The 25,357-nt window shown below is 63.6% G+C and carries 23 protein-coding genes; 9 read left to right on the forward strand and 14 right to left on the reverse strand.

What is annotated here, in order from left to right; all coding sequences use genetic code 11:
- Positions 1-113: 113 nt before the first annotated feature.
- Positions 114-1,838, forward strand: a complete 1,725-nt coding sequence (locus FJ974_RS05265) for a heparinase II/III family protein (RefSeq protein ID WP_140538308.1) — start codon at positions 114-116, stop codon at positions 1,836-1,838.
- Between the two features lie 11 nt (positions 1,839-1,849).
- Here the strand turns inward: FJ974_RS05265 and FJ974_RS05270 are convergent, their stop codons facing one another.
- On the reverse strand, positions 1,850-2,152 hold the full coding sequence (locus tag FJ974_RS05270) for a putative quinol monooxygenase (RefSeq protein WP_140538307.1): 303 nt from the start codon (positions 2,150-2,152) through the stop codon (positions 1,850-1,852).
- Positions 2,153-2,428: 276 nt separating this feature from the next.
- Between FJ974_RS05270 and purH the strand changes: the two genes are divergently transcribed.
- On the forward strand, positions 2,429-4,045 hold the full coding sequence (gene purH / locus FJ974_RS05275; RefSeq protein ID WP_140538306.1) for a bifunctional phosphoribosylaminoimidazolecarboxamide formyltransferase/IMP cyclohydrolase: 1,617 nt from the start codon (positions 2,429-2,431) through the stop codon (positions 4,043-4,045).
- A 202-nt stretch (positions 4,046-4,247) separates the two neighbouring features.
- Here purH and FJ974_RS05280 read toward each other — a convergent pair whose 3' ends face one another.
- The 3 genes from FJ974_RS05280 to FJ974_RS05290 all read right to left on the reverse strand — a co-directional run bounded on the left by FJ974_RS05280 (position 4,248) and on the right by FJ974_RS05290 (position 11,329).
- Positions 4,248-5,624 carry an MFS transporter gene (locus tag FJ974_RS05280; protein WP_140538305.1) on the reverse strand — a complete coding sequence of 459 codons (1,377 nt, stop codon included), beginning with the start codon at positions 5,622-5,624 and terminating at the stop codon, positions 4,248-4,250.
- 140 nt (positions 5,625-5,764) lie between these two features.
- Positions 5,765-6,226, reverse strand: coding sequence for a hypothetical protein (locus tag FJ974_RS05285; RefSeq protein ID WP_140538304.1), 462 nt, complete (start codon positions 6,224-6,226; stop codon positions 5,765-5,767).
- 312 nt (positions 6,227-6,538) lie between these two features.
- Entirely contained in the window at positions 6,539-11,329 is a 4,791-nt protein-coding gene (locus FJ974_RS05290; RefSeq protein ID WP_140538303.1) for an NAD-glutamate dehydrogenase, read from the reverse strand.
- A 139-nt stretch (positions 11,330-11,468) separates the two neighbouring features.
- On the opposite strand from FJ974_RS05290, the gene FJ974_RS05295 reads away from it, so the two are divergent.
- Positions 11,469-12,032, forward strand: coding sequence for a peroxidase-related enzyme (locus FJ974_RS05295; RefSeq protein WP_140538302.1), 564 nt, complete (start codon positions 11,469-11,471; stop codon positions 12,030-12,032).
- 7 nt (positions 12,033-12,039) lie between these two features.
- Here FJ974_RS05295 and FJ974_RS05300 read toward each other — a convergent pair whose 3' ends face one another.
- Both FJ974_RS05300 and FJ974_RS05305 read right to left on the reverse strand, forming a co-directional pair.
- Positions 12,040-12,684 (reverse strand): hypothetical protein, encoded by a 645-nt coding sequence (locus FJ974_RS05300; RefSeq protein ID WP_140538301.1) that lies wholly within the window; start codon positions 12,682-12,684, stop codon positions 12,040-12,042.
- Positions 12,681-13,094 (reverse strand): RusA family crossover junction endodeoxyribonuclease, encoded by a 414-nt coding sequence (locus FJ974_RS05305; RefSeq protein WP_140538300.1) that lies wholly within the window; start codon positions 13,092-13,094, stop codon positions 12,681-12,683. Before FJ974_RS05305 ends, FJ974_RS05300 begins: the two co-directional genes overlap by 4 nt.
- A gap of 226 nt (positions 13,095-13,320) precedes the next feature.
- On the opposite strand from FJ974_RS05305, the gene FJ974_RS05310 reads away from it, so the two are divergent.
- Complete coding sequence (locus tag FJ974_RS05310; protein WP_140538299.1) at positions 13,321-13,644, forward strand: hypothetical protein; 324 nt, start codon at positions 13,321-13,323, stop codon at positions 13,642-13,644.
- Positions 13,645-13,762: 118 nt separating this feature from the next.
- On the opposite strand, the gene typA is transcribed toward FJ974_RS05310, so the two are convergent.
- The gene (typA, locus tag FJ974_RS05315) at positions 13,763-15,592 is read right to left on the reverse strand and encodes a translational GTPase TypA (RefSeq protein WP_140538298.1); all 1,830 of its coding nucleotides are present in this window, start codon (positions 15,590-15,592) and stop codon (positions 13,763-13,765) included.
- Positions 15,593-15,793: 201 nt separating this feature from the next.
- Between typA and FJ974_RS05320 the strand changes: the two genes are divergently transcribed.
- Positions 15,794-16,075, forward strand: a complete 282-nt coding sequence (locus FJ974_RS05320; protein ID WP_226891489.1) for a hypothetical protein — start codon at positions 15,794-15,796, stop codon at positions 16,073-16,075.
- Positions 16,076-16,169: 94 nt separating this feature from the next.
- Here FJ974_RS05320 and FJ974_RS05325 read toward each other — a convergent pair whose 3' ends face one another.
- Together FJ974_RS05325 and FJ974_RS05330 are read right to left on the reverse strand one after the other, a co-directional pair.
- A complete protein-coding gene (locus FJ974_RS05325) occupies positions 16,170-17,744 on the reverse strand; it encodes an alkaline phosphatase D family protein (protein WP_140538296.1) in 1,575 nt (524 codons plus the stop codon).
- A 275-nt stretch (positions 17,745-18,019) separates the two neighbouring features.
- Positions 18,020-19,303 carry an MFS transporter gene (locus FJ974_RS05330; protein ID WP_140538295.1) on the reverse strand — a complete coding sequence of 428 codons (1,284 nt, stop codon included), beginning with the start codon at positions 19,301-19,303 and terminating at the stop codon, positions 18,020-18,022.
- A 77-nt stretch (positions 19,304-19,380) separates the two neighbouring features.
- Between FJ974_RS05330 and FJ974_RS05335 the strand changes: the two genes are divergently transcribed.
- The 3 genes from FJ974_RS05335 (at position 19,381) to FJ974_RS05345 (ending at position 21,124) form a co-directional block, all read left to right on the forward strand.
- On the forward strand, positions 19,381-19,998 hold the full coding sequence (locus tag FJ974_RS05335) for a TetR/AcrR family transcriptional regulator (RefSeq protein WP_140538294.1): 618 nt from the start codon (positions 19,381-19,383) through the stop codon (positions 19,996-19,998).
- A gap of 112 nt (positions 19,999-20,110) precedes the next feature.
- Positions 20,111-20,503, forward strand: coding sequence for a hypothetical protein (locus tag FJ974_RS05340; RefSeq protein ID WP_140538293.1), 393 nt, complete (start codon positions 20,111-20,113; stop codon positions 20,501-20,503).
- Between the two features lie 30 nt (positions 20,504-20,533).
- A complete protein-coding gene (locus FJ974_RS05345; RefSeq protein WP_140538292.1) occupies positions 20,534-21,124 on the forward strand; it encodes a hypothetical protein in 591 nt (196 codons plus the stop codon).
- Between the two features lie 267 nt (positions 21,125-21,391).
- Here FJ974_RS05345 and ppa read toward each other — a convergent pair whose 3' ends face one another.
- The 5 genes from ppa to FJ974_RS05370 all read right to left on the reverse strand — a co-directional run bounded on the left by ppa (position 21,392) and on the right by FJ974_RS05370 (position 24,975).
- Positions 21,392-21,925 carry an inorganic diphosphatase gene (ppa, locus tag FJ974_RS05350; protein WP_140538291.1) on the reverse strand — a complete coding sequence of 178 codons (534 nt, stop codon included), beginning with the start codon at positions 21,923-21,925 and terminating at the stop codon, positions 21,392-21,394.
- Between the two features lie 102 nt (positions 21,926-22,027).
- Positions 22,028-22,534 carry a GNAT family N-acetyltransferase gene (locus tag FJ974_RS05355; protein WP_140538290.1) on the reverse strand — a complete coding sequence of 169 codons (507 nt, stop codon included), beginning with the start codon at positions 22,532-22,534 and terminating at the stop codon, positions 22,028-22,030.
- 122 nt (positions 22,535-22,656) lie between these two features.
- Entirely contained in the window at positions 22,657-23,298 is a 642-nt protein-coding gene (locus FJ974_RS05360) for a TPM domain-containing protein (RefSeq protein WP_140538289.1), read from the reverse strand.
- A 5-nt stretch (positions 23,299-23,303) separates the two neighbouring features.
- Positions 23,304-24,104, reverse strand: a complete 801-nt coding sequence (locus tag FJ974_RS05365) for a TPM domain-containing protein (RefSeq protein WP_181177290.1) — start codon at positions 24,102-24,104, stop codon at positions 23,304-23,306.
- Positions 24,105-24,330: 226 nt separating this feature from the next.
- On the reverse strand, positions 24,331-24,975 hold the full coding sequence (locus FJ974_RS05370) for a LemA family protein (RefSeq protein WP_140538288.1): 645 nt from the start codon (positions 24,973-24,975) through the stop codon (positions 24,331-24,333).
- A 130-nt stretch (positions 24,976-25,105) separates the two neighbouring features.
- On the opposite strand from FJ974_RS05370, the gene FJ974_RS05375 reads away from it, so the two are divergent.
- Complete coding sequence (locus FJ974_RS05375; protein ID WP_140538287.1) at positions 25,106-25,357, forward strand: hypothetical protein; 252 nt, start codon at positions 25,106-25,108, stop codon at positions 25,355-25,357.

Here is a 25,357-nt window from a genome sequence, read left to right on the forward strand (position 1 = left end):
GGATGGCCTCTGCCGGGCGGCGCGAAGTGCTTCACTTCGGCGAAATCCGCCTTCGCATAAGTTCTTGAATCATATAAGCTTGTGCTCGGGGTAGAGGACGATCAGGAGGGCTTTTGGCACTTGTTGCCGGCAGCACGACGCGTCTGTGGACGCTGGTCGCGAGGGAATTCTGGCGCAAGACGCGCCGGCGCCTGCGCGCCGGCCCCATCTATCGCTGGCGCTATTCCGGCCGCACGCCCGAACGCGTCCTGATCGCGCCGCCCGATCTCAGGCTCGCCGACCCGCAGATCGCGCTGGAGATTTACTACGGCCGCTACCCGCTCTCCGGCCACATGGTCGAGACCGGTGGCAAGTCGCCCTTCCAGATCAGTGTGCAGAACCGCGGCTGGCAAAAGACGCTGCACGGCTTCCGCTGGCTGCGCCACATGCGCGCCGCCGGCACCGAGCTCGCCGCCGCCAATGCGCGGGCCCTGGTTTCCGACTGGATCGCCATGCATGGCAACCAGATATCGGGGGTCGCCTGGGAGCCGGGCACGACGGCCAAGCGGGTGATCGCCTGGCTGCAGCATTCCTCGGTGGTCCTGCAGGGCGCCGAATTTCCCTTCTATCGCGCCTTCCTCAAATCGCTGGCCATGCAGATCCGCTATCTTCGCTCGATGACGCGCGAGATGCCCGACGGCAAGGATAGGTTGCGCGCCCGCATCGCGCTCGCCTTCGCCGCCCTGTCGCTGCCGGCGCCGGCCTCGGCATTGCGCAACGCCACGCGCAGCCTTGCCGAAGAGCTCGACCGCCAGATCCTGCCCGATGGCGGCCATATCTCGCGCAATCCGATGGCGGTGCTGGAGCTTTTGGCCGACCTTTTGCCGCTGCGCCAGACCTATGCCAACCAGGCCGAGACACCGCCAGCAGCGCTGATGGGCGCCATCGACCGCATGCTGCCGGCGCTGCGTTTCTTCCGCCACCAGGACGGCAGCCTGGCCCGCTTCAACGGCATGGGCGCCACCATCCATGACCGCATCGCCACCGTCCTGCGCCATGACGATACCGTCGGCGCGCCGCTGCTGCACGCGCCGCATTCGGGCTACGAGCGCCTGTCGATGGGGGGTGTCACGGTGATTGCCGATACCGGCCGGCCGCCGCCCATCGACGTCTCCAATGCCGCGCATGCCGGCTGCCTTGCCTTCGAGCTCTCGTCGGGCCGCCAGCATTTCATCGTCAATGCCGGCATCGACACTTATGGCGCGGCCGAGTTCCGGCCGCTCGCCCGCGCCACCGCCGCGCATTCGACCGCGACCATCGACGACACCTCGTCGGCGCGCTTCAGCCATTCGCTGCGGGTCAGCGACCTGCTCGGCTCGCCGCTGATCGGCGGGCCGCAGCACGTGCCTTGCAAGCGCATCGACCAGAACGGCATGCAGGGTTTTGTTGCCCGCCATGACGGCTATCTCGCGCGCTTCGGCTTCCTGCACGAACGCGACCTGAGACTGACGACCAACGGCAATGTGCTCGTCGGCCGCGACCGCTTTCTGCGCCCGGGAGGTGCGGCGATCCGCAACAATGGCCGCGACTTCGTCACGGTGCGTTTCCACCTCCATCCCGACATCAGCCTGCTGCAGGACGAGCATGGCCGCCTGACGCTGGCCGCCGCCCAGGGCGATACCTGGGTGTTCACCTGCGCCGAAATGGTGCCGGAGGTCGAGGAATCGATCTATTTCGCCGGCCTCGGCGGACCGCGCCGCAGCCGTCAGATCGTGCTTGCCTTCAAGGCCTCGGAGATTGCCGAGGTCCACTGGCAGCTGACATGCACCAACATCGCCGGCTATCCCGAAAAGAACTGAGCTGCCGCTTCTCAGCCAGGAATCCCGAAGGCGTCATAGGTGGCGAGCGACGGCGGTTCAGCGAAGGCAAAACGGATCTTGTCGACCATTGCCGCGGCCTGGCCGCTTCGCTCGTAGCGTTCGGCGTCCTCGGCGGTGTCCCAGACGGTGATAGCCATGAAGGCATCCCGCGCCTGGTGTTGCTGCAGCAACAAGGCGCTGATGTTGCCTCGGGCGGCACGGATGGCAGGGATCGCTTCGGCCTCATAGATGGTGCGCAGTTCTTCAACCGTTTCCGCCAACGCCTTGAATTGGCCTACACGCACGAATGCCATGATTGTTTCCTCCGATGATGAGCGAGCCTAGAGCAATTCCAGGAAAAGTGTGGAACGGTTTTCCGTCCGGAATTGCGTAAAAAACAATGGATAGAGCGGTTCGCCGTTTCCGTGAAACGGTGAAACGCTCTAGTTCCCGTAAACGACGGAGCGCCCTTGGGCAAACTTCACTTTTTCGGGAAGCCGGCGCGCAACTGCGGAGGACGCGGCGCTTGATTTCCGGGGCTCATGTGCTACGGCCGGCCAACGCCCCCAACAGCTGTGAAAGGCCTCCGCATGGCCGTGCCCACAAAAAACATTCCGGCGCCAGACCTCGTCCCGGTCCGCCGCGCGCTGCTTTCCGTCTTCGACAAGACCGGTCTCGTCGACTTCGCCAGGGCGCTTGCCGCGGCCGGCGTCGAGCTGGTCTCGACCGGCGGCACGGCAAAGGCGATCGCCGAGGCCGGCATGGCGGTCCGCGACGTCTCCGACATCACCGGCTTTCCCGAGATCATGGACGGCCGCGTCAAGACCTTGCACCCGTCGGTGCATGGCGCGCTGCTTGGCGTGCGCGACGACCCCGAACACGCGCAGGCGATGCGCGACCACGGCATCGAGCCCATCGACCTCGTCGTCTGCAATCTCTACCCCTTCGAGAAGGTTCGCCGTTCCGGCGCCGGCTATGCAGCGATCGTCGAGAATATCGATATTGGCGGTCCGGCGATGATTCGCGCCTCGGCCAAGAACCATGCCTATGTCGCCATTGTCACCGATCCCGACGACTACGCCCCGGTGCTCAACGCGCTGGAGATGAATTTTGGCTCCCTGTCGCTGGATTTCCGCAAGAAGCTGGCGGCCAAGGCCTTTGCCCGCACCGCCACCTATGACGCGGCGATCTCCGGCTGGTTCGCCGACGCGCTGGAGATCGAGCATCCGACGTGGCGCGCCTTCGGCGGCCGTCTCGACCAGGTGATGCGCTACGGCGAGAACCCGCATCAGGGCGCCGGCTTCTATCTGTCGGGCGACAGGCGGCCGGGTGTGGCGACGGCGAGGCAGTTGCAGGGCAAGCAGCTTTCCTACAACAACATCAACGACACCGACGCCGCCTTCGAGCTGGTCGGCGAGTTCGATCCCGCCCGTTCGGCCGCCATCGCCATCATCAAGCACGCCAACCCATGCGGCGTGGCCGAGGGCGCGACGCTGAAAGCGGCCTATGCCAAGGCGCTGGCCTGCGATCCGGTCTCGGCCTTTGGCGGCATTGTCGCCATGAACCGCATCCTCGACGCGGAAGCGGCGGAGGAGATCGTGAAAACCTTCACCGAGGTGATCATCGCGCCAGATGCTACAGACGAGGCCGCCGCGATCGTTGCGGCGAAGAAGAATTTGCGCCTGCTGGTCACCGGCGGCCTGCCGGATCCGCGCGCCGCCGGCACGGTGGCGAAATCGGTTGCCGGCGGCCTGCTGGTGCAAGACCGCGACAACGCTGTGGTCGACGATCTCGATCTGAAAGTGGTGACCATGCGGACGCCGACGGCGGCCGAGATGGCCGACCTCAAATTCGCCTTCCGCGTCGCCAAGCACGTCAAGTCGAACGCAATCGTCTACGCCAGGGACGGCGCCACCGTCGGCATCGGCGCCGGCCAGATGAGCCGCGTCGATTCGGCGCGCATCGCTGCCCGCAAGGCGCTCGACGCCGCCGAGGCAGCCGGCCTGAGCGAGCCGCTGACAAAAGGCTCGGTGGTCGCCTCCGACGCCTTCTTCCCCTTCGCCGACGGCCTGCTGTCGGCGATCGAAGCCGGCGCCACGGCCGTCATCCAGCCGGGCGGCTCGATGCGCGACGACGACGTCATCGCCGCCGCCGACCAGCACGGCATCGCCATGGTGTTTACCGGGGTCAGGCACTTTAGGCATTGAGCGCTCTCTCCCCTCTCCCGCTGTAGGAGAAGGTGGATCGGCGCGCAGCGCCGAGACGGATGAGGCGTGCGTGACGGAGTGAGACGTCTGAAAGGCTAAAACGATCTCGCGCTTAGTTTTTCGGCGCAGCGATCCTTCCAACACCCCTCATCCGACCTCGCTTCGCGAGGCCACCTTCTCCCACAGGGGGAGAAGGAAAAGGCTACTCCACCGGCTTGTCGGCCGGATACGGCGTCCCGATCAGGATCGCCATGCCGAGGGCGAGAAACAGTGCGATCACCGCCATGCCGAGCCGCGCCGAGCCGCTGGCAAGGGTGATCGTCGAGACCAGGAACGGCGCCAGGAAGCTCGTCGCCCGTCCGGCCAGCGCATAGATGCCGAAATAGCGTCCCGACTCGGCCGCGGTGACACTGCGCGCCATGTAGGAACGCGACGAGGCCTGCACCGGTCCGAAGGCAAGGCCGACGAGCAGTCCGTAAAGGATGTAGGCCTTCTCGGCGGCTGTGCCGAACAGGCCGCCTGAGTCGGCGGTGGAAAGCGGGATCAGGCCCAGCAGCGTGAAACCCGGGCCGGTCGACACGATGCCGATCGTGGCAACCGACAGCAGGACCAGCGAAATCATCACCACGCCCTTTGAGCCAAGCGCCGTGTCGAGACGCGCCGCGATCCAGCAGCCGAAGATGGCGACGACGTTGAGGATGATGCCGAACAGGCCGATCTCGGTGATCGACCAGTGGAACATGCCCGCCGCGAATGTTCCGCCCAACGCCAGCACCGCGTTGACGCCGTCCTGGTAGATCATGCGGGCGACGAGGAACCGGAAGATGCCGGCGCGCTTGCGCACCTCGAACAGCGTCGATTTCAGCTCCGACAGGCCTTCGCGCACCGCAGGCCCGATCGGAATGCCTTTGGCAGCGTCCGGTGTGAAGAAGAACATCGGCAGGATAAACAGGAAATACCAGCCGGCCGACATCGGCCCGGTGAAGCGCGCGTCCTCTCCCAGCTTCGGGTCGAGCCCGAACAGCGGATCAAGGCCGATGAGCGTCTTGCCGGTTTCCAGATTGCCGGCCAGAAACAGCACCACGAAGATCAGCGCGATCATGCCGCCGAGATAGCCGAGCCCCCAGGCGACGTTGGAAATCCTGCCGATCTCCTCCTTCGGCACCAGGCGCGGCATCATCGAATCGTTGAACACCGTCGAGAATTCGGCCGCGACGGAAGCGAGCGAGAACAGCAGAACGACCAGGAAGAGGTTCGAGCCGGGGGCGGCGAACCACAACAGCGCAAGGCTGGTGATCTTGACCGCCGCGAAGAAGGCGATCCACGGCTTGCGCGGCCCGGTCTGGTCGGCGATCGAGCCGAGCACCGGCGAAAGCACGGCGATGACGAGGCCCGCGGCGGCGATGCCGTAGCCCCAGGCGGCCTGGCCAGTCGTCGGATCGCTGGCCATGCGCGAGACGAAATACGGCCCGAAGATGAAGGTGGTGACGACGGTGAAGAACGGCTGCGCCGCCCAGTCGAAGAACATCCACCCCCAGATGCCGCGACCCGATGCCCGCTGCACTGTCTCTACCGCCATGATGATTTCCCAGTTCCCACATCGGGCGCCATGTCTGCATGTTTCAGATGCTCATGCAAATGAACAAGCGCCTGGGTAGTGCATCAGTTTGAAATCTGCAAACTAGCCGGCGCTTTGCGAGATCGCACGCGGGACTATGTTCAACCAAGCCAATGATGAGCCAGCCACGCGAGGTACAAACCCGCTATAACCGCGTGAATCCAGCTGAATGAGACTTTGGTGTCGGGGCCGTGGCGCGCCACGCGTGGCGGCCGATAATAGGATAGCAGTTGCCGTTGCGAGACGATTAGCATTTGCTCCAACTCGCGGCGCCCTTCCTCCCTTGCCCGTTTTAAGTCCAGGCGCTCCTGAGCGTAGAGCTGTCTCGCATGCTCCGAGGCCGAGAGTGAGTTTTCGTCCAGCCACGCTTTGAATTTGCCGGGCCTGACGAGGACTTTGGCGTGGGTGAAGTCGCGTCGGTGGAGTCTCTCCGCCTTGGAAGCTTCAAAATCCGTATGCCACTCTTCCCAAGTCGCCGGCATGTCATCGGCGCCGGGAAGCTGGCGGACACGAGGATAATCCTTGGCAGTGTAGACTGGGATAGCCCTGACTTCGCTGCTCATCGCAAGCCTTCCCCTTCTCCCATGAAGAGGATGCGACTCCTAGGGCTTAGTGTCCAGATGGCGCTACCCAGCCATCATGAGCCGCACCATCCCGCTCGACTAAACTAGGGATAACTGATGCACTACCACCGTTTGCGCCGCCCCTCATCCGCCTGCCCGTCCTCCGCAGCACCTGCGCTGCAGCTGCGGAGGGTGGACCGGGCATTTCTCCCCGTATGATGGACGGCGAGAAAGCCGCCGTCATCGACGGTTTCGCCAATCATCAAGGTTGCGGGAGAGGCACCGACGTTGCCGCCAGCCATGCCAATCAGCCTACATCCCCGTCAGGTCGCTCATCAGGCCCGATGCCACAGACAGCCGCGATACCGTGATGTCGCCGCCTTCGGTCAGCGCCTGCAGCCGGTCGCGGATCCGCCCGACCCGTTCGCCGCCGGCCTCGAGCCAGGCCGCGACCGGATCCTCCGCCCCGGCATGTCCGGTGAGCGCCGCCACCGCGATGCCGCGCCGCGCCACGCCGATCGTGTCGGTCGCGCGCGACAATGCGAGCTGGTCGTAATAGTCGCCGGGCATGATCGAGCGCGCCGCCTCCTCGACGCGCGGGATGCGGAAGGCGTCGCTGACCGCGAAGAACGCCTTGGCGGCGGCGACGATGTCGGCATTTGCAGTGCGCGCGGCAAGCGCGATGTCGGGGATCAGTTCCGCCACCTCGGTCAGCGCCAGCTGCTCTGCAAGCCTTTCCGGCGCGCCGCCCTTGAACAGGCCGTGCCGCCGCTCCTCGATCCGCTCGCGCGAGAAGGCCGGCAGCAGTGAAGTGAGCTTCGGCTCCAGCGCCTTGCGCGCCTCCTGCAGCGCTGCGATGCGCTGGCCGAGCGGCGCGGCGCCGGTATCGTTCTTCAAGTACCAGCCGCTGGTCATGAAGATAAGCCGGCTAACAGCCTGGTAGAGGTCGAGCTGGATCTGGCCGTCGATCCGGTTGTCGAGCGCGTCGATCTCATGATAGAGCGCCGGTAGCGCGAAGCCGTCGCGCACCACGGCAAAGGTGCGCACCACGTCGGCCGCGGTGCGCCCGGTCGATTCCTGCAGCCGGTTGACGAAGGACGGTCCGCCGCGGTTGACGAGGTCGTTGGCAAGCACGCGGGCGATGACCTCGCGCCGCAGCCGGTGGCCATGGATCTCGCCGGCGAATTTCTTCGCCATGCGCTCGGGGAAATAGCCCATCAGGTCGCGGTCGAAATGCGGATCGTCCGGCACGTCGCTGGCGACGATGTCGGAGAACAGCACGATCTTGGCATAGGCAAGCAAGACGCCGAGCTCGGCCCTGGTCAGCGGTTCGCCGCGCGCCTCGCGCTCCGCAAGCGCCGCCGGCGAGGGCAGCGTCTCGACCGCGCGGTCGAGCAGGCCGCGCGCTTCCAGCGCCGTCATGAAGCGGGCCTGGTGCGCGATGTCGGCCAGCCCGCGCTTGCGCGCCATCGAGAGCGCCAGCGTCTGCTGATAATTGTTGGACAGCACCAGCGCGCTGACCTCGTCGGTCATTTCGGCCAGCAGCTTGTTGCGCGCCGGCCTCGTCAGCGATCCCTTGCGCATCGCCGAGGCCAGCGCGATCTTGATGTTGACCTCGACGTCGGAGCAGTTGACACCGCCCGAATTGTCGATGGCGTCGGAATTGCAGCGGCCGCCATGCATGCCGAACTCGATGCGCGCCCGCTGCGTGACGCCGAGATTGGCGCCCTCGCCGATGACCTTGGCTCGCACGTCGAGCGCGGTGACGCGGACGGCATCGTTGGCGCGGTCGCCGACATCTTGGTTGGTTTCGCCAGAGGCCCTGACATAGGTGCCGATGCCGCCGAACCAGAGCAGATCGACCGGCGCCTTGAGAATGGCGTTCATGATCTCGACCGGCGTCGCCGTGGTCTTGGCCAGCCCGATCGCGGCCGCAGCGGCCGCCGGCAGCGTGATCGACTTCTGGCTGCGCGAGACGATGACGCCGCCTTCCGACAATTTCGACTTGTCGTAGTCCTGCCAGGACGAGCGCGGCAGCGCGAACATGCGCTGCCGCTCCGCCATCGAAGCCGCCATGTCGGGATCCGGATCGATGAAGATGTCGCGATGATCGAAAGCGGCGATCAGCCTGGTCTGCGGCGACAGCAGCATGCCGTTGCCGAACACGTCGCCCGACATGTCGCCGACGCCGGCGACGGTGAACGGCGAGGTCTGGATGTCGCGGTTCATCTCGCGGAAATGCCGCTTGACCGCCTCCCAGGCGCCCTTGGCGGTGATGCCCATCTTCTTGTGGTCGTAGCCGGCCGAGCCGCCGCTGGCGAAGGCGTCGTCCAGCCAGAAGCCATGCTTCTCGGAAATCGCATTGGCAGTGTCGGAGAAGGTCGCCGTACCCTTGTCGGCGGCAACGACGAAATAGGGATCGTCCTGGTCGCGCCGCACCACGCCGGCCGGCGGGATGACGCCGTCGATGCCGATATTGTCGGTGATCGACAATAGGCTGGAGACGAAGTTCTTGTAGGCCGAGGTGCCGGCCTCGAAAATGGCGTCGCGGCCGGCGCTCATCGGCAGTTTTTTCGGATAGAAGCCGCCCTTGGCGCCGACCGGCACGATGACGGCGTTCTTGACCTGCTGCGCCTTGACTAGGCCGAGCACCTCGGTGCGATAATCCTGGGCGCGGTCTGACCAGCGCAGGCCGCCGCGCGCCACCGGGCCGAAACGCAGATGCACGCCCTCGACCTCGGAGCCGTAGACGAAGATCTCGCGCCAGGGCCGCGGCGCCGGCAGGCCCTCGACCGCCTGCGAGTCGAGCTTGATCGCCAGCGACTGGCCCTTCGCTTTCGTATCGGCTACGAAATGATTGGTGCGCAGCGAGGCTTCGATCAAATTGAGATAGCGGCGGATGATGGTGTCGTCATCGATGTTCGGCACCTCCTCCAGCGCATCCTTGATCTTGGCCTTGAGATGCTTGGCGGCGACCACGCCCTCTGTTTCGGCCGTCGGCCCGAGGCGGGCGACGAACAGCGCGTGCAGGCCGCGCGCGATCTCCGGATAGCGGTTGAGCGCGGCGGCGATGAAATCCTGGCTCTGCGGAATGCCGGCCTGCTGCAGATAGCGGCCATAGGCGCGCAGGATGGTGATCTCGCCCGACCATAGCGCGGCGGTCTGGGCGAGGCCGTTATAGCCGTCATTGTCGACATCGCCGCGCCAGACCGACAGGAAGACATCCTCGAACAGCTTGCCGCCGTCGGTGAGATCGATCGGCTTGCCGTAGCTGTTCTCCAGCTCCATGTCGTGGATGAAGACCTTGCCGGGGCCCTCGTCGCCGACCTCGAACGTACGCTCGCTGATGACGCGGAAGCCGATGTTTTCCAGCACCGGCACGCGCCGCGACAGCGCCACCGGGCTGCCGAAATGATAGATCTTGAGCGCCGCCTGATGCGGCTTCTGGTTGGCATGGCGATAATAGTCGATGGCGATCGGATTGTCGGCGTTGATCCTGGCGATGCGTCCGGCATCGGCGAGCGCCACGGCCGCGCTGAAGGAGTCGCGATAACTTTCCGGGAAGCGGGCGGCGATTGCTTTTAGCGGCTGGTCGCTGCCGTCGGCTTCCGCCGCCTCGGACAGCGCATCGTCCCAGGTGCGCACGATGTCGCGGATCGCCGCCTCGATCGCCGCCTGCTCGACCTTCGGCGTCTTGCCGCCCGAACGGCCGATGATGAAGTGAACCCGCGCCAGCCCGCCCTCGGGGAAGGCCGGGTAATAGGCTGAAAGCCGGCCTTCGAACACGGTCTTCAGATAGGTGCCGATCTTCTCGCGCACGACGCTGTCGTAGCGGTCGCGCGGCACGAAGACGAGGATGGAGACGAAGCGGTCGAACTGGTCGACGCGTACCAGCGCCCTGACGCGCGGCCGTTCGATCAGGCCGAGGATGGCGCCGGCGTGCTTCCTCAGGATCGGCACGGGAACCTGGAAAAGCTCATCACGCGGATAGCTTTCAAGCACGTTGATCAGCGCCTTGCCGGAATGGTCGTGGCGGTCGAAACCGGACTTGGCGATGACCGTCTCGGCCTTCGAGCGCAGATAGGGGATCTTCATCACCGAGCGCGTGTAGGCGGTCGAGGTGAACATGCCGACGATGCGCAGTTCGCCGGCAAGCGCGCCTTTGGCGGTGTAGGTCTTGACGCCGATATAGTCGAGATAGATGCGGCGGTGCACGGAAGACTTGGCGTTGGCCTTGGTGACGATCAGCGGCTCCGGCCCATGCAGGAAGGCGCGGATCTCCGGCGTCGTCGTCACCGCCTCGGTGCCGCGCCGCAGCACCAGCACGTCCGGGTCGGAGAGGATGCCGAGGCCGGGCTTGTCGGCACGCTCCAGCGTGCCGCTCTCCTCGCCGCCGACATATTTGAACTCGCGCATGCCGAGGAAGGTGAAATTGTCGTCGCGCAGCCATTCGAGGAAGGCGATGGCCTCGGCGACGCTCTTCTTGTCGAGCGGCACCGCCGAATAGCGGAACTCCGAGATAGCCTGGTCGAGGCGCGCAAGCATCGGCTTCCAGTCGCTGACGGCGGCGCGAACCTGGTTCATCACCTTGCCCAGCCGTTCCGCCAGCCCGTTCGCCTGCTCGGCGCTCAGGCGCGGAATGTGGACATGAACGACGCTCAGCCGGTCATGGCTGCCGTCATCCTTGCCGAAGCTGCCGTCGCCGAGAATCTCCTCCACGCCGGCCTTGCCGTGGCGCACGGTGATGATCGGATGGGTGACGAGCGTCGGCTCCCCCGCCGTCTCGGTGATTTCGCCGAGGATGGAATCGAACAGGAACGGCATGTTGTCGTTGACCACCGTGATGACGGTGACCGGACGGCCCTCGCGGGCGACGCCGGAATCGGCGTCGACGGCAATCACGCAGTCGCCTTTGCGGTGGCCATTGACCGCCCGGTTGGCCAATTCCGCGGCGCGCTTGAGGTCTGCGATGTCATAGGCGGCGATGTCTTCGGCCGGCGCCCGGGCAAGCAAATAATCGGCAAAGCTCGCCGGACTTTCCGCCGATCTGGCGCCTGCGGCCGCCTTCTTTTTCGGCTTGCTCGCGGTTTTCACGCTTGCCATGACGCTTATTCCCTCCCGTGGCATGCTTTTGCGACTATGGTAGCCAGATGACCGCCGTTTGGCGACAAAGGTTTGACGGCTTGCCAAGATTTATCGCCAATTCTGCGGCAAGCCGACGTCCAACGAGGAGAAATGTCCGATGACCGGCAAGATAACCGCGCTTGACCTCGCCCCGGCCGAGCTTAGCGATGCGACGAAAGCCTATTTCGCCAAATGCGAGGAAAAGCTGGGGCTCGTTCCCAATGTGCTCAAAGCCTATGCCTTCGACGAGAAGAAGCTGCGTGCTTTCACCGACACCTACAATGATCTTATGCTCGGCGATTCCGGCCTGTCTAAGCTGGAGCGCGAGATGATCGCCGTCGTCGTCTCATCGATCAACCAGTGCTACTATTGCCTGACCGCGCATGGCGCGGCGGTGCGTCAGCTGTCCGGCGATCCGGCGCTGGGCGAGATGATGGTGATGAATTTCCGCGCCGCCGACCTGTCGGAGCGCCAGCGCGCAATGCTGGAATTCGCGGTCAGGCTGACCGAAGAGCCGGCTAAGATTGTCGAGGCCGACCGCGCGGCGCTGCGCCAGGCCGGCTTCAGTGACCGCGACATCTGGGACATCGCCTCGACCGCCGCCTTCTTCAACATGTCGAACCGGGTGGCGGCGGCGATCGATATGCGGCCGAACGACGAATATCATGCCATGGCGAGGTGATACATCGTCAAGCGGGATGGTTCTCTGTTGTGATCAGATTCTGAAGAATCTTCAGGAATTCCCTCGTGTCGCCGGCAGTAACGCCGACATCAAGTTCGCCGTGAACAAATCGATTCCGAGAAGTCGCCAATGATCGCAGGCGATGCGCTTCACTGGGGGTAAGTATTCCCTCGTTGGCCATAACTTCAATAATACGACCAGGAGTTTGTGGTCGAACAAATCGATCCGCGAGAACTCTACGAGCGATCGCTTCAAAGACAGCCCACGACAACAAGAAACCTGCAGAAGCGTGACCATCGGCGATAAGCGCTTCAACCTGAGAGAGAGTGTCCTTGATCTCGCTGATCGATTGTGCACGGAGCGGCACCTCAATTCCTGAATTGGACGCCCAATAAACCTTAAATTTCCAACCCTTTTGACCTTCAAATAGCTTGGCGATATCGTCCAGCCTTCGACTATCCGGGTCGCTTTTTGAAGCGACTTCAATAGCTAGGTTGCCGTCCTCTCGCAAGGCGATCAAATCCGGAAGATAAGAGCCGAGAAAGGGCGGCACTATCGAGCGCCGGGGCTCCCTAATGACCTGGTAGCCATCGGCCTCCAACTCAGGGAGCAACCCCTCCAGGATGGTCTGCTCGAGAACGTCCGTCTTCATTGCAATTCCTCGTGCGGATCATTCGAAATTCGAACATATAAGGCAGGCTTGGCGCCTTCAAAGGCCTGAACGAATGTAGCAGATGGGTTGCCAAAGCTAAACAGGTGGTCTGGCTCAAACTTCTGAACGAGCACGCGTTCCACCTGAGAATCATCAAGGTAGATGTGGGCGCAACAAGCGTCGAGAATAAGCTTGACGATGTTATCTATGTCGCCCTGCATCGGCTCTGGTGGAAAGTAAAACAGTGTCACCGCAATCCGCTGGTCACTCGCAAAATGTGGATCGGGAAGCGCTACACGGCTCGAATCTCGGACCTGATCTTTCCACTGCTCTCGTGATTCCGAACGTTTGGCTTGATGAGAAACCGGCGTTCCATGAACAATGAATTCTATAGGAAAGACGATCTCCATCTTCTCCAGCAACCCCGGCAATCACCACACCCGGGAGTGAAACTACCATAAGCCTTTGAGGAAGCTAGGCGTAAGCTCCTTCGCATTCTCGATTGCCTGTTTTCCATTTTGGGCCGATGATCAACGATTGCGGCACGGCCGCACATCAACGATTGCAGCAAAGCCGCATATCACCAGGCGGCAGGGCCGCATACCGGTTCGATGCCGCCGATCGAGGGAGGAGAACATGGCGAAGTTTCTCTATGTCTTTCACGGCTCGGGCAAGATGCCGACCGAAGAGGCCGAACGGAAAGCGGCAACGGATGCTTGGAACGACTGGTACGGCAAGCTTGGCGCGGCCGTGGTCGACGCCGGCAATCCGGTCGGCATGTCGAAGACCGTGCTGCCCGGCGGCAGGATCGAAAACAATGGCGGCAGCAACCCGACTGCCGGCTACACGGTCGTCGAAGCAAAAGACATCGACGACGCCGTCGGCAAGGCCAAGGATTGTCCCATCCTGATGGACCCGGCCTTCAGCATCGAAGTCGCGCCCATCATCGAGATGATGTAATGCGTCCATGAGCAAAAAAGGGGAGCACGTGGTGCCCCCTTTCAGACTGCATCGGTGACGAAACACCAAAGCATGTCTTTGTCCCGAAACCGCCGCACACTTTCGGGAGACATGCTGTTTACGCCGCGCCGACCGCCTTGGCAGACTTCTCGAAACGCTTGCGCTCGTTGGGGTCGAGATAGAGCTTGCGCAGCCGGATGGTCTTCGGCGTCACCTCGACCAGCTCGTCGTCCTGGATCCAGGCCAGCGCGCGCTCAAGCGTCATGCGGATGGGCGGGGTGAGCTTCACCGCCTCGTCCTTGCCGGCGGCGCGGATGTTGGTGAGCTTCTTGCCTTTGAGCACGTTCACTTCAAGATCGTTGTCGCGCGAATGGATGCCGATGATCATGCCCTGATAGACCTTGACGCCCGGATCGATGACCATCGGGCCGCGGTCCTCCAGGTTCCACATGGCATAAGCGACCGATTCACCCTGCTCGTTGGAGATCAGCACCCCGTTGGTGCGGCCGGGCAGCTCGCCCTTGTAGGGCTCGTAGGCATGAAACAGCCGGTTCATCACGGCAGTGCCGCGCGTGTCGGTCAAGAGTTCCGACTGATAGCCGATCAGGCCGCGCGTCGGCGCGTGGAAGACCAGGCGCTGGCGGTTGCCGCCGGACGGGCGCAGTTCGACCATCTCGGCCTTGCGCTCCGACATCTTCTGCACGACGATGCCGGCATGCTCCTCGTCGACGTCGATGACGACTTCCTCGACCGGCTCCAGCAACTCGCCATTCTCGCCCTTCTGCATCACCACGCGCGGCCGCGACACGGCAAGTTCGAAGCCTTCGCGGCGCATCGTCTCGATCAGCACCGCAAGCTGCAATTCGCCGCGGCCTGAAACGAAGAAAGAGTCCTTCTCAGGCGATTCCTCGATCTTCAGCGCGACATTGCCTTCGGCCTCGCGCAGCAGGCGGTCGCGAATGACGCGGCTGGTCACCTTGTCGCCTTCGGTGCCGGCCAGCGGACTGTCGTTGACCAGGAACGACATGGTCACGGTCGGCGGATCGATCGGCTGCGCATGCAGCGGCTCGGTCACCGCCGGATCGCAGAAGGTGTCGGCGACGGTGCCCTTGGAGAGGCCGGCGATGGCGACGATGTCGCCCGCCTGTGCTTCCTCGATCGGCTGGCGCTCGAGGCCACGGAAGGCGAGGATCTTCGAGATACGGCCGGTCTCGATCTGGGTGCCGTCATGGTGCAGCACCTTGACCGCCTGGTTGGGCTTCAGCGAACCGGACTCGATGCGCCCGGTGATGATGCGGCCGAGGAACGGATTGGCTTCGAGGATGGTGCCGATCATGCGGAAAGGACCGGGATGCACGGTCGGCGCCGGCACGTGCTTGACCACAAGGTCGAACAGCGGCGCCAGGCCCTGGTCCTTCGGGCCTTCCGGCTTTTCCGACACCCAGCCGTCGCGGCCCGAACCGTAGAGGATCGGGAAGTCGAGCTGCTCGTCGGTGGCGTCAAGCGCGGCGAACAGGTCGAACACCTCGTTGACCACCTCGACATGGCGGGCGTCCGGACGGTCGATCTTGTTGATGACGACGATCGGCTTCAGCCCGACCTTGAGCGCCTTGCCGACGACGAACTTGGTCTGCGGCATCGGGCCCTCGGCGGCGTCGACCAGCACGATGGCCGAATCCACCATCGACAGAATGCGCTCCACCTCGCCGCCGAAATCGGCATGGCCTGGCGTGTCTACGATGTTGATGCGGGTGCCATGCCAGTCGACCGAGGTCGCCTTGGCCAGGATGGTGATGCCGCGCTCCTTTTCGAGGTCGTTGGAATCCATGGCGCGCTCGGCGACGCGCTGGTTGTCGCGGAAGGATCCGGACTGTTTCAGGAGCTGGTCGACCAGCGTGGTCTTTCCATGGTCGACGTGCGCGATGATCGCGATATTGCGGATGTTCATTGTCTGGTCTCGGGAGCGTTGCAGGCGGCAGGCCCAAAGGCGCCGCCTTTTTCGGTTGCGCGGCTCATACAAGGTTTTTCGCAATTGCGAAAGAGGAGGCCGCGCCCCAAATACATAGTCACTGATTCTTAAATGTCTTGGTGTGAAATGATTCTGTTAACCAAGGCGGAACCTTTTCGAGGGCCGGGCAGTTCGATGTTCATGACCGATCATACCATCAGATTGCGTCCGGTTTTGGCGTGGGCAGCGCTTGCCGTCGTCCTGGCGGCCGGTGCCGCGCAGTCGGCTGCCGTGCTGCGGGAGGCCAACCCTGCACGCGCCGATAACGCCCAAACGGCCGAACAGCTGTTCGCCGACGCCCCTGACGGCGTCGACCCGGTCGTCACCGGCCCGGTCAGCGCCGCCTTCAAGCAGCGGCAGAAGGATGCCGGCTGCGAGACGGCCGTCTGGCCGAACGTTCCAAGGGCCTGCTATCCGGATTGACCGTCGCGGCAGCAATGCCACAAAGGTAGAGTTCCGGCACACGCCCCTCCGGCCTGTCGGCCAGAGGGGGTGCTGTCCCGCCAGCAATCATAATTTAAGCCGACCGCACCGGGTCGAGCGTTACCTTGTAAAGTTCGTTGTCGTCGCGATCCATCAGCCGCACGGTCAGCTGTTCCGTGGTGCCGGAAATGTCGACCAGGCCGAAGAACTGCAGCCCGGCTGACGGCGGCAGGTTTTGGCCCTGTTCGGCGGTCGGCGCCTTGATGAACTTCAGCTCCGGGCCGAAGGTCATGTCGAGCTCGTTCGGGCCGAACGTGCCGGCATGAATCGGGCCGGAGACGAACTCCCAGAACGGGTTGAAGTCCTGGAACTGCGCCTTGTCGGGATTGTAGTAATGCGCCGCCGTGTAGTGCACATCGGCGGTGAGCCAGACCGTGTTGGTGACGCCGGCATTCTTGATGAAGCGCAGCACGTCGGCGAATTCCAACTCGCGGCCCTTCGGAGCGCCATTGTCATGATTGCTGACGGCTTCGAAGCCAACCTTCTTTGCCGCATCGTCCCAGACGACCAGGCTAAGCGGCATGTCGGCGGCGATAATCTTCCAGGTCGCCTTGGAGTTTGCCAGTTCCCGCTTCAGCCACTTGCTCTGCTCCTCGCCGATCATACGCGACTTCGGCGTCAGGGTCTCTTCCAGGTCGGGGCCGTTCGGGCCACGGTAGGAACGCATGTCGAGGAAGAACACGTCGAGCAGCGGCCCATGCGAGATCTTGCGGTAGACGCGGCCCGGCTCCGACGGCTCGTAGCGGATGGTCGTCATCTCGTGGAAGGCGCGCGCCGCGCGGGCCGCCAGCACATGGATGGATTTTTCCTTGTAGCGATCGTCGGCGGTGAGATTCTTCGAATCCGACCAGTTGTTCAGCACCTCGTGATCGTCCCACTGGTAGAAGGTCGGGCAGATGGCGCTGAGCTCCAGCACGTTCTTGTCCATCATGTTGTACTTCCACTGGTCGCGGTATTCGTCCAGCGTCTCGGCCACCTTGCGCTTGCCGTCGATGAGAACGACGTTCTTCCACTTGCCGCCGCCGGGCAGGTCGACCTCGTCCTTCATCGCGCCGTCGGCATATATGGTGTCGCCCGAATGCAGGAAGAAATCGGGCGTATGCTTGGCGATCGTCGAATAGGTCTTCATGCCGGTCTCGTCGATGCCCCAGCCCTGGCCGGCAGTGTCGCCCGACCAGGCGAAGCGCACGTCGCGCTTGGATGACGGCGCGGTGCGGAAGCGGCCGACGATCGGCTCGGAGACGGCGTTGATGTCGGACAGATCAGCCGCCGTCATGCGGTAGAAGATGTCCTGATCGGAAGCGAGGTCGGTGAGCAGGCGCTTGACGGTATAGTCGCTGGCCGGCGAGGTATCGAGCGGCGCAAGCCTGGTCGCGTCGGCGAAGCTCTCCGTCGTCGACACTTCATACATCACCCGCGCCGGACGGTCCGTGCGCGTCCACACCATGCCGGAGGTGGCATCCACGTCGCCGGACTGGACGCCGTGGGTAAAGACCGGCCGCTGGCTGGCGCGAGAGTAATAGGGCAACGCCAGACCGGAGGCGCCGAGGAGACCGGCAGCACTTGCGGAAGTGACAAAGGCGCGGCGGGTCAATGAGAGCTTGTTCATGGCTTTCTCCTGAATGGCTTTGAACGTCGCCGCCAAAGTCTGGCGTCAATGTTTCAGGTACATTTCGGAACCATGAAGTTTTGATAACAGTGGACAGCCTGGGAATCTCCCCCCTCGAGGGGGAGATGTCGCCGAAGGCGACAGAGGGGGTCGCCTCGCATGGAGCGCCAACCTCGTCCTTCGTCCTTCATCCGCCGTAAAGGTCGAGCCCGGTCGGACCGACCCCCTCTGGCCGCTTCGCGGCCATCTCCCCTCGAGGGGGGGAGATCGGCGCCTCAAGCCGTCTGCGGCTCCGGATCGAAAGCCGGCCTGCTGGTGTTGATCAGCAGCGAGATACAGGCCGCGGCAATGCCCGTCATGCCGGCGATCAGGAACGCCAGCTCGTAATTGCCCTGCAACTCGCGCATGGTGCCGCCGAAGGCCGCGGCTGCCGCCGCGCCGACCTGATGGCCGGCGACAATCCAGCCGAAGACGATCGGCCCGCTGCGGTCGCCGAAGGCCTCGTTGGCAAGCCGCAGAGTCGGCGGCACGGTGGCGATCCAGTCGAGGCCGTAGAGCACGGCGAAGATGATCAGGCTCGTCGCCGAGAAGCCGGAATAGGGCAGATAGATCAACGACAGGCCGCGAATGCCGTAATAGACGCCGAGCAGCTTGCGCGGATCGAAGCGGTCGGTGAGCCAGCCCGACAGCGTCGTGCCGATCAGGTCGAAAATGCCCATCATCGACAACAGGCCGGCTGCCTGCACCTCGCCGATGCCCATGTCGCCGCAAAACGAGATCAGATGCGTGCCGACCAGGCCGTTGGTGGTGAAGCCGCAGATGAAGAAGGTGGCGAACAGATACCAGAACACCCTTGTGCCGGCGGCACGGCGCAGCGTGTTCAGCGTATGGGCCAGGAAATTGCCCTGCGAGGCAGGCGACACAGGCGGCACGTCGTCGACATCGGCGCCGTAGCGCACCTGTCCGATCGAGGCCGGCCGCTCGGGTACCAGCAGATAGACGAAGGGCACCAAAGCAGCGGTGGCGACGGCGACGGCGATCGCCACCGGCTTCCAGCCGCCGCTCTGCGCCAGCGCAGCGATCACCGGCAGGAACACCAGCATGCCGGTGGCGCTGGAGGCCGACATCAGGCCCATCATCAGGCCGCGATTGGTCTTGAACCAACGGTTGACGATTGTGGCGCCGAGCACGCTCGCCACCGCGCCGGAGCCGATGCCGGAAAAGACGCCCCAGGTGATGAACAGATGCCAGGGCTCGGTCATCAACAGGCTGAGCGCGGTCGATCCCGACATCACCAGCAGCGCGCCGAGCAGCGTGCGGCGCAGGCCGATGCGCTCCATCAGCGCTGCCGCGAACGGCCCTGTCAGACCGTAGAGCAGGATGCCGATGCTCGCGGCCCAGGACGTCACGTCACGATGCCAGCCGAAGCTATCCTCCAGCGGCACCATCATCACCGAGGGGGCGGAGCGAAGCCCGGCTGCGACCAGCAGGCAGAAGAAAATGACGGCAACGACGACGAAGGCGTAGCGCTGGCCAAACGGGCGGGACTGAGCTATCATGTTACTGACCGGTACGTTGCAATTGGATGAGGCCATACATACGTACCGGTCAGTAACATTGTCAAGCGAGTTGTTGCATGTCATCCGACAATAAAATTGAAGCGTCGATCAGCGAGCCGCGTGCCGCGGCAGTGCCCAAGGCCGCCGACAAGATCCTCGATGTGGCGTTTGACCTTTTTTATCGCGAAGGCATCAGGGCGATCGGCGTCGACGAGATCGTCAGGCGCGCCGGCGTAACCAAGCCGAGCCTTTATCGCAGCTTCCCGTCCAAGGACGAACTCGCCGCCTCCTATCTGCGCAAATACGACCTCGAATTCTGGGAGCGCTTCGACGAAGCGGTCGAGGCACACCCCGGCGATCCGCGCGCGCAGATCATCGCTTTCCTCACCCGTGTCGGCAAACGCACGCAGAAGCCGGACTACCGCGGCTGCGGCATGACCAATGCCGCGGTCGAATATCCCGAGCACGGGCATCCGGCGCGCATCGTCAGCGAGAACAACAAGCAGGAACTCCGGCGCCGCCTGCGCGCGATGGCCAAGGCGATGGGGGCGTCCGACGCCGACACGCTCGGCGATGGGCTGCTGCTGCTTATCGAAGGCGCCTATATCAGCGGCCAGCTGTTCGGCGCCGGCGGACCGGCGGCGTCGGTGGCCCGCAATGCTGACCTGCTGATAGAAGCCAGCTTGAAGAAATAGACCTTGTAATCCACTCCAGCAACAAGCATTACTACGGTCGTGCCTGTAACTATTGCAAATTGACGGTAACGATTTGAACTTTGCTCGCACGCTCTCGGACGACCTCCAAAAGATGTTCCTGATCCACTATATGAGGCAGGGATACCAAGGGTTTATCAGCGAGCAGGAAAAGAGAGACGTTTTCACAGTTCTCGACCTGAATGAGTACACCGTCAAAGAGGCCGTGCTGCGCAGAGTGCTTTTCCTGTTTCTGATCTCGTCGGTTGGGATGTACTTCATCGCCAAGGCACATGGCATCAGCCCAACAGCAAGCATTCTGACCGCGTCAACATGCACGGTCGCTTTGGTCTTTTTATATCTGAGTATTTTTGTTCCCGTAGTCCTGTTCGCGGTCTTTGTATCACTGCTCGCAATCTGTTGGATGAACGACCAAACGTTCACCGCATCCGCTTTGTTTTCCACGTTGTACGCCCTGTATTTTTTTGCGAGGCTGAGAGCGCGATAGCGAAATCGGGCAAACAGGGATGTACTCGTCATGCGTGCCGTTCTGATCCCGCTTGCCCTCGCCGGGCTCTGCCATGAAGCCCATGCCGGCGATATTTCCAGCGCCTACACCGATCTCGACTGGAAGAAGGACTGCGTAACCTACGCGCAGGCGCAAGAAGGCGAAGGTGACTGGGCCAATCTCGCCTGCTCCGGCTATCGGGGCTATCCAGTGCTGATCGGCTACGACGATGCGCGCGAATCCGTCTATTACGGCTTTCCCTCCGACGACATGACCGCCGTCTGGGAGAGTTTCTCCGGCCTCAACACCGCGGGTCCGAGGGTCGAATGGCGCATCGAAACCAATGGCGACAAGGCCATCCCCTTCGCCGTCATTCATCGCCGCTCGGTGAGCAATCCCGATGACGAGAACAAGCCGACCGAGGTGCTCGTCGTCGCCAAGGTGGCGCAGCCGGAACAGCACGAAGGCTGCACCGTCGGCCTGGTGCTCGCCACCGGCAACGCTCAGGCCAACGACCAGGCGCGCAAGCTCGCCAACGAGAAGGCGAAGACTTTCGCCTGCGGCAAGGACAAGCGCAAAGTGATCGGCAAGGTGCCAGATTTTGGCCGGGTGGATAACTGAGCGGAACGTGTGTTTTGCTCGCCAACGATTCGTATACCTGGCTCCGATCACCACGCGCCTTCGTCATCCTCGGGCTTGACCCGAGGATCCATGCCGTGACGGAGATGGAAGAACCCAACGGTCCAGAACGGCGAGCCTTTGCGGTGCTGCAAGAGAATTCTGCACCGCAGTGGCTCTCGGAAGTAACGGAATGGATCCTAGGGTCTCCGCGTCGCTTCGCTCCTGCTCCGCCCTAGGATGACGAAGCAGGAGATGGCCGCTCGCGACCTACTTGCTGACCTTCGCGCGCTCGATCGCCTCGACGATCATTTTCTTGGCATATTTGGAATCGTGCCAGCCCTCGATCTTGACCCATTTGCCGGGCTCGAGGTCCTTGTAGTGCTCGAAGAAGTGCTGCACCTGCTGGCGCGTGATGTCGGGCAGGTGGGTGTATTCGGTGACGTTCTCGTAGCGCAGCGTCAGCTTGGGCGACGGCACCGCGATCACTTTCTCGTCCTGGCCGGCATTGTCTTCCATGATCAGCACACCGATCGGCCGCACATTGATGACGCAGCCCGGCACCAGCGCGCGCGTGTTGCAGACCAGCACGTCGATCGGGTCGCCGTCGCCCGACAGCGTATGCGGAACGAAGCCGTAATTGCCGGGATAGCGCATCGAGGTGTGCAGGAAGCGGTCGACGAACAGCGTGCCGGCCTCCTTGTCCATCTCGTACTTGATCGGCTCGCCGCCGATCGGCACCTCGATGATGACGTTGACGTCCTCGGGCGGGTTCTTTCCGGTGGGTACGGCTTCGATGCGCATGGCTCAAATCCCTCTCTCGATCTTGTGATCGATAGCGGGGGATGCGTTATGGTGCAATGCGGCTAATGGGCTGAATTGACCATCAAGGCCGGTGACGAGCGGTCATTCCCAGACGAAGGCGACCTTCTTCAGCGCTTTCTGCTCGAACACCTCGACGCCCTCGGCGACATCGCGGCCGCCGGCGCCGGCATAGAAGGCGAGCGCGTTCTGGTTGTCCTCCAGCGCCCACACCACCATGCCTTTCAGGCCGTGATTGGCAAGCCGCGCGCGGGCCGCCTTGAACAGCCGGCTGCCGAGCCCGATGCCCTGATATTCCGGCCGCAGGTAAAGCTCGTAGATTTCGCCCTGCTGCCTGAGCTCGCGGGCGCGGTTCTTGCCGATCGTGGCATAGCCGGCGATCGTGCCGCCGATCTCGACCACCAGCACCGTCGCCGCGCGGCGAATCGCGTTCGCCCACCAGTCGGGACCGCGGCGGTTGATCATCGAGATCAGCGTGCGGTGCGGAATGATGCCGGAATAGGCGCCGCGCCAGGCCTCCTGATGCACCTCGGCGATGGCGCTTGCATCGCGTGGCTCGGCTTTCCTGATGTCGATCGTCAGCGTGTTCATGATTGGTTAACCATAGACCCGCGTCAGCCGCTTGCAAAGAGTCCGTGCCGTCGCATCCGCGCTTTCGCACAGGCGAAGACACCGCACTTGTTGGCACAGAGCGGGTTTAACGGTTGGCTTTTTCAGATCTCAACGAGGTGGTCGTCCAGCTCGTTGGTGTCGCCGGCGGTGACCGGAAAATGCCCGGCCAGCACCGCGCCGACCGATTCGATCGCCTTGACGAAGCCGTCGGCGAGGCGGTCGTCGCCGGCATGTTGGGTGAGGTCGCGCACCACGCTGTCCCAGACATGCTGGCCGACCTTGACGTCGATGCCGGCGTCGGCGACCACCTCGGCATAGCGCTCGGCGATGGAGACGAAGATCAAGACGCCGGTGCGCGCCTGGGTGCGATGCACGTTGCGGGCAAGGAACTGCTTCATCGCATTGATGTGCGCGGCCTGATAGCGCAGCCGCCTTGGCACCAGATGAATGCGCAGGGCGGGCCGCAGCCAAAGTAAAGCGAGCACCACCGCCGCCATCGCAAGCAATTGCGCCAGCACGAAATGCGGCAGGCGGATGGTCAGCCACAAGGCCTCCAGCCCATAGGCGACGGCGAGGCTGGCGACGAACACGCCGAGCGTCGCCAGGAACGCGGCGGGAAAGAAATAGCCGTCGCTGGCATGCGCGACCACGCAATAGATCTCACCGTCGGTCGTCGCCTCGGCGGCGCGGATCGCCTCGGCGATTCGGTCGTGATCCTGCGGGCTGATCGGTCGCGTTGCCATGTTCCTCACCAGCTTCCCGAAGAGCCGCCGCCGCCCGACGAGCCGCCGCCGCCGGAAAATCCGCCGCCGCCCCCTCCGGAAGACCAGCCGCCGCCGCCCGACGACCAGCCGCCACCGCCGGAAGACCACCCGCCGGAAGACCGGCGGCCCGGCTCGAACGTCATGCCGAGCCAGCGGTAGCGGCCGGGACCGATCTTCTGGCCGAAGATCGGCGGCAGCACCGTCAGCGCGATGCTGCCGAAGAAGATCAGCGCCCAGATGGTGATGAAGACGGCGAAGAACAGATTATCGGAGTTGAACGGCGCCTGCTGGTTGCGCTTGCCGCGCGCCTCCAGCTCTTCCGGATTGCCGTTAAGCACCATGATCATGTCGTCGACGGCCTTGCTGATGCCGCCGGAGAAGTCGCCGGCGCGGAAGGCCGGCACCATGTCGTTTTCGATGATCAGCTTGCTGTGCAGGTCGGTCAGCGTGCCTTCCAGCCCATAGCCGACCTCGATGCGCATCTTGCGGTCGTTCGGCGCGACCAGCAGCAGCACGCCGTTGTTTTCCTTGGCCTGGCCGAGCTTCCAGAAACGGTACAGCCGGTTGGCGTAAGGCTCGATCTCCTCGCCGCCGAGGCTGGGGATGGTGGCGACGACGATCTGGTCGGAGCCTTTTGCCTCGAAGGCGGCGAGCTTCTGCGTCAGCGCCGCTTTGGTCGAGGCATCGATGATGCCGGCATTGTCGACGACGCGACCGGTGAGAGCGGGCAGGTCGGCGGCGAGGGCGGCGAGGGGCAGGAAAAGTAGGCTGGCAAGAACGGCCAGAAGGGCGAGGTAGGCGCGAGGCGCCCCCCTCTGTCCTGCCGGACATCTCCCCCACTTGGGGGGAGATTGGCAGCTCGACCGCCGGCTCTCTCTTTCAGACGTTGGAGAATGGCGAAGGCGAACGCGACATCCAATCTCCCCCCTTGTGGGGGAGATGTCCGGCAGGACAGAGGGGGGCGCGAAGGAACTCAACGCTGACAGTCTCAAGGAAATTCAGCCTAGCCGCTCACCCGCCCTGCTTCGCGCTCGTCCCAAAATTCACCTTCGGCACCTGCATCTTGTCTTCCTCGACTGTGAAGTTGGCGAACGGCTCGTTGCCGCGGAACCAGAACGTCGCCCACAGCACCGACGGGAAGGTTTTCAGCGTCAGATTGTAATCCCTGACCGCCTGGATGTAGTCGCGGCGCGCCACCGCGATGCGGTTCTCGGTGCCTTCGAGCTGCGCCTGCAGCGCCAGGAAGTTCTGGTTGGCCTTGAGGTCGGGATAGGCTTCCGACACCGCGATCAGCCGCGACAGCGCGCCCGTCAGCCCGGCCTGGGCGTCCTGGAATTTCTTCAAGGCGTCCGGATCCTTCAGCGTCTCCGGCGTCACCGTGATCTGCGTGGCCTTGGCGCGCGCCTGGACGACCGCATCGAGCGTGTCTTTCTCATGCGATGCATAACCCTTGACGGTCTCGACCAGGTTCGGGATCAGGTCTGAGCGGCGCTGGTACTGGTTGAGCACCTCGCTCCATGCCGCCCTGGCGTTCTCCTCCGCCGTCGGGATGGTGTTGTAGCCGCAGCCGGCGAGCAGCGGCAGCACGAATGCCATCATCAGAAAGACAGGCAGGGTGCGGAAGGTGGAGGGCAGGGAGAGGCGCTGGGCAAACATGATGGGGTCCCTCGACAGAAATTGCTCGCGAAGCATTACCACAATCAGCGCGCAAGAAAATGTCTGGACCGCGGCCTCTGTGAATGGCTGCGCGAACCGGCTAAGCTCTCGGCGGGAAAGGACAATTGCCATGGCCGACGGCCGGGACGACGAGACCGAATCGCGCCGCATCCTCGAACGCGTGTCGCGCGAGACGACGCCGGGCAGCGCATCGTTTATCGCGCGGGCGGCCAGGGGCGCGCGCGACCATGTGAGCGCCGCGGACGCCGACCGCTCCGATCCGATCGAAATTTGGGGCACCCGCATCGGCCGGACACTCGGCCTCATCGCCGCCATTGGGTTGTTGGCCTGGCTGGTGTATGTCGCCTCGCGTGGCAGCTAG

The sequence above is a fragment of the Mesorhizobium sp. B1-1-8 genome, from assembly GCF_006442795.2.
Classification (GTDB): Bacteria; Pseudomonadota; Alphaproteobacteria; order Rhizobiales; family Rhizobiaceae; genus Mesorhizobium.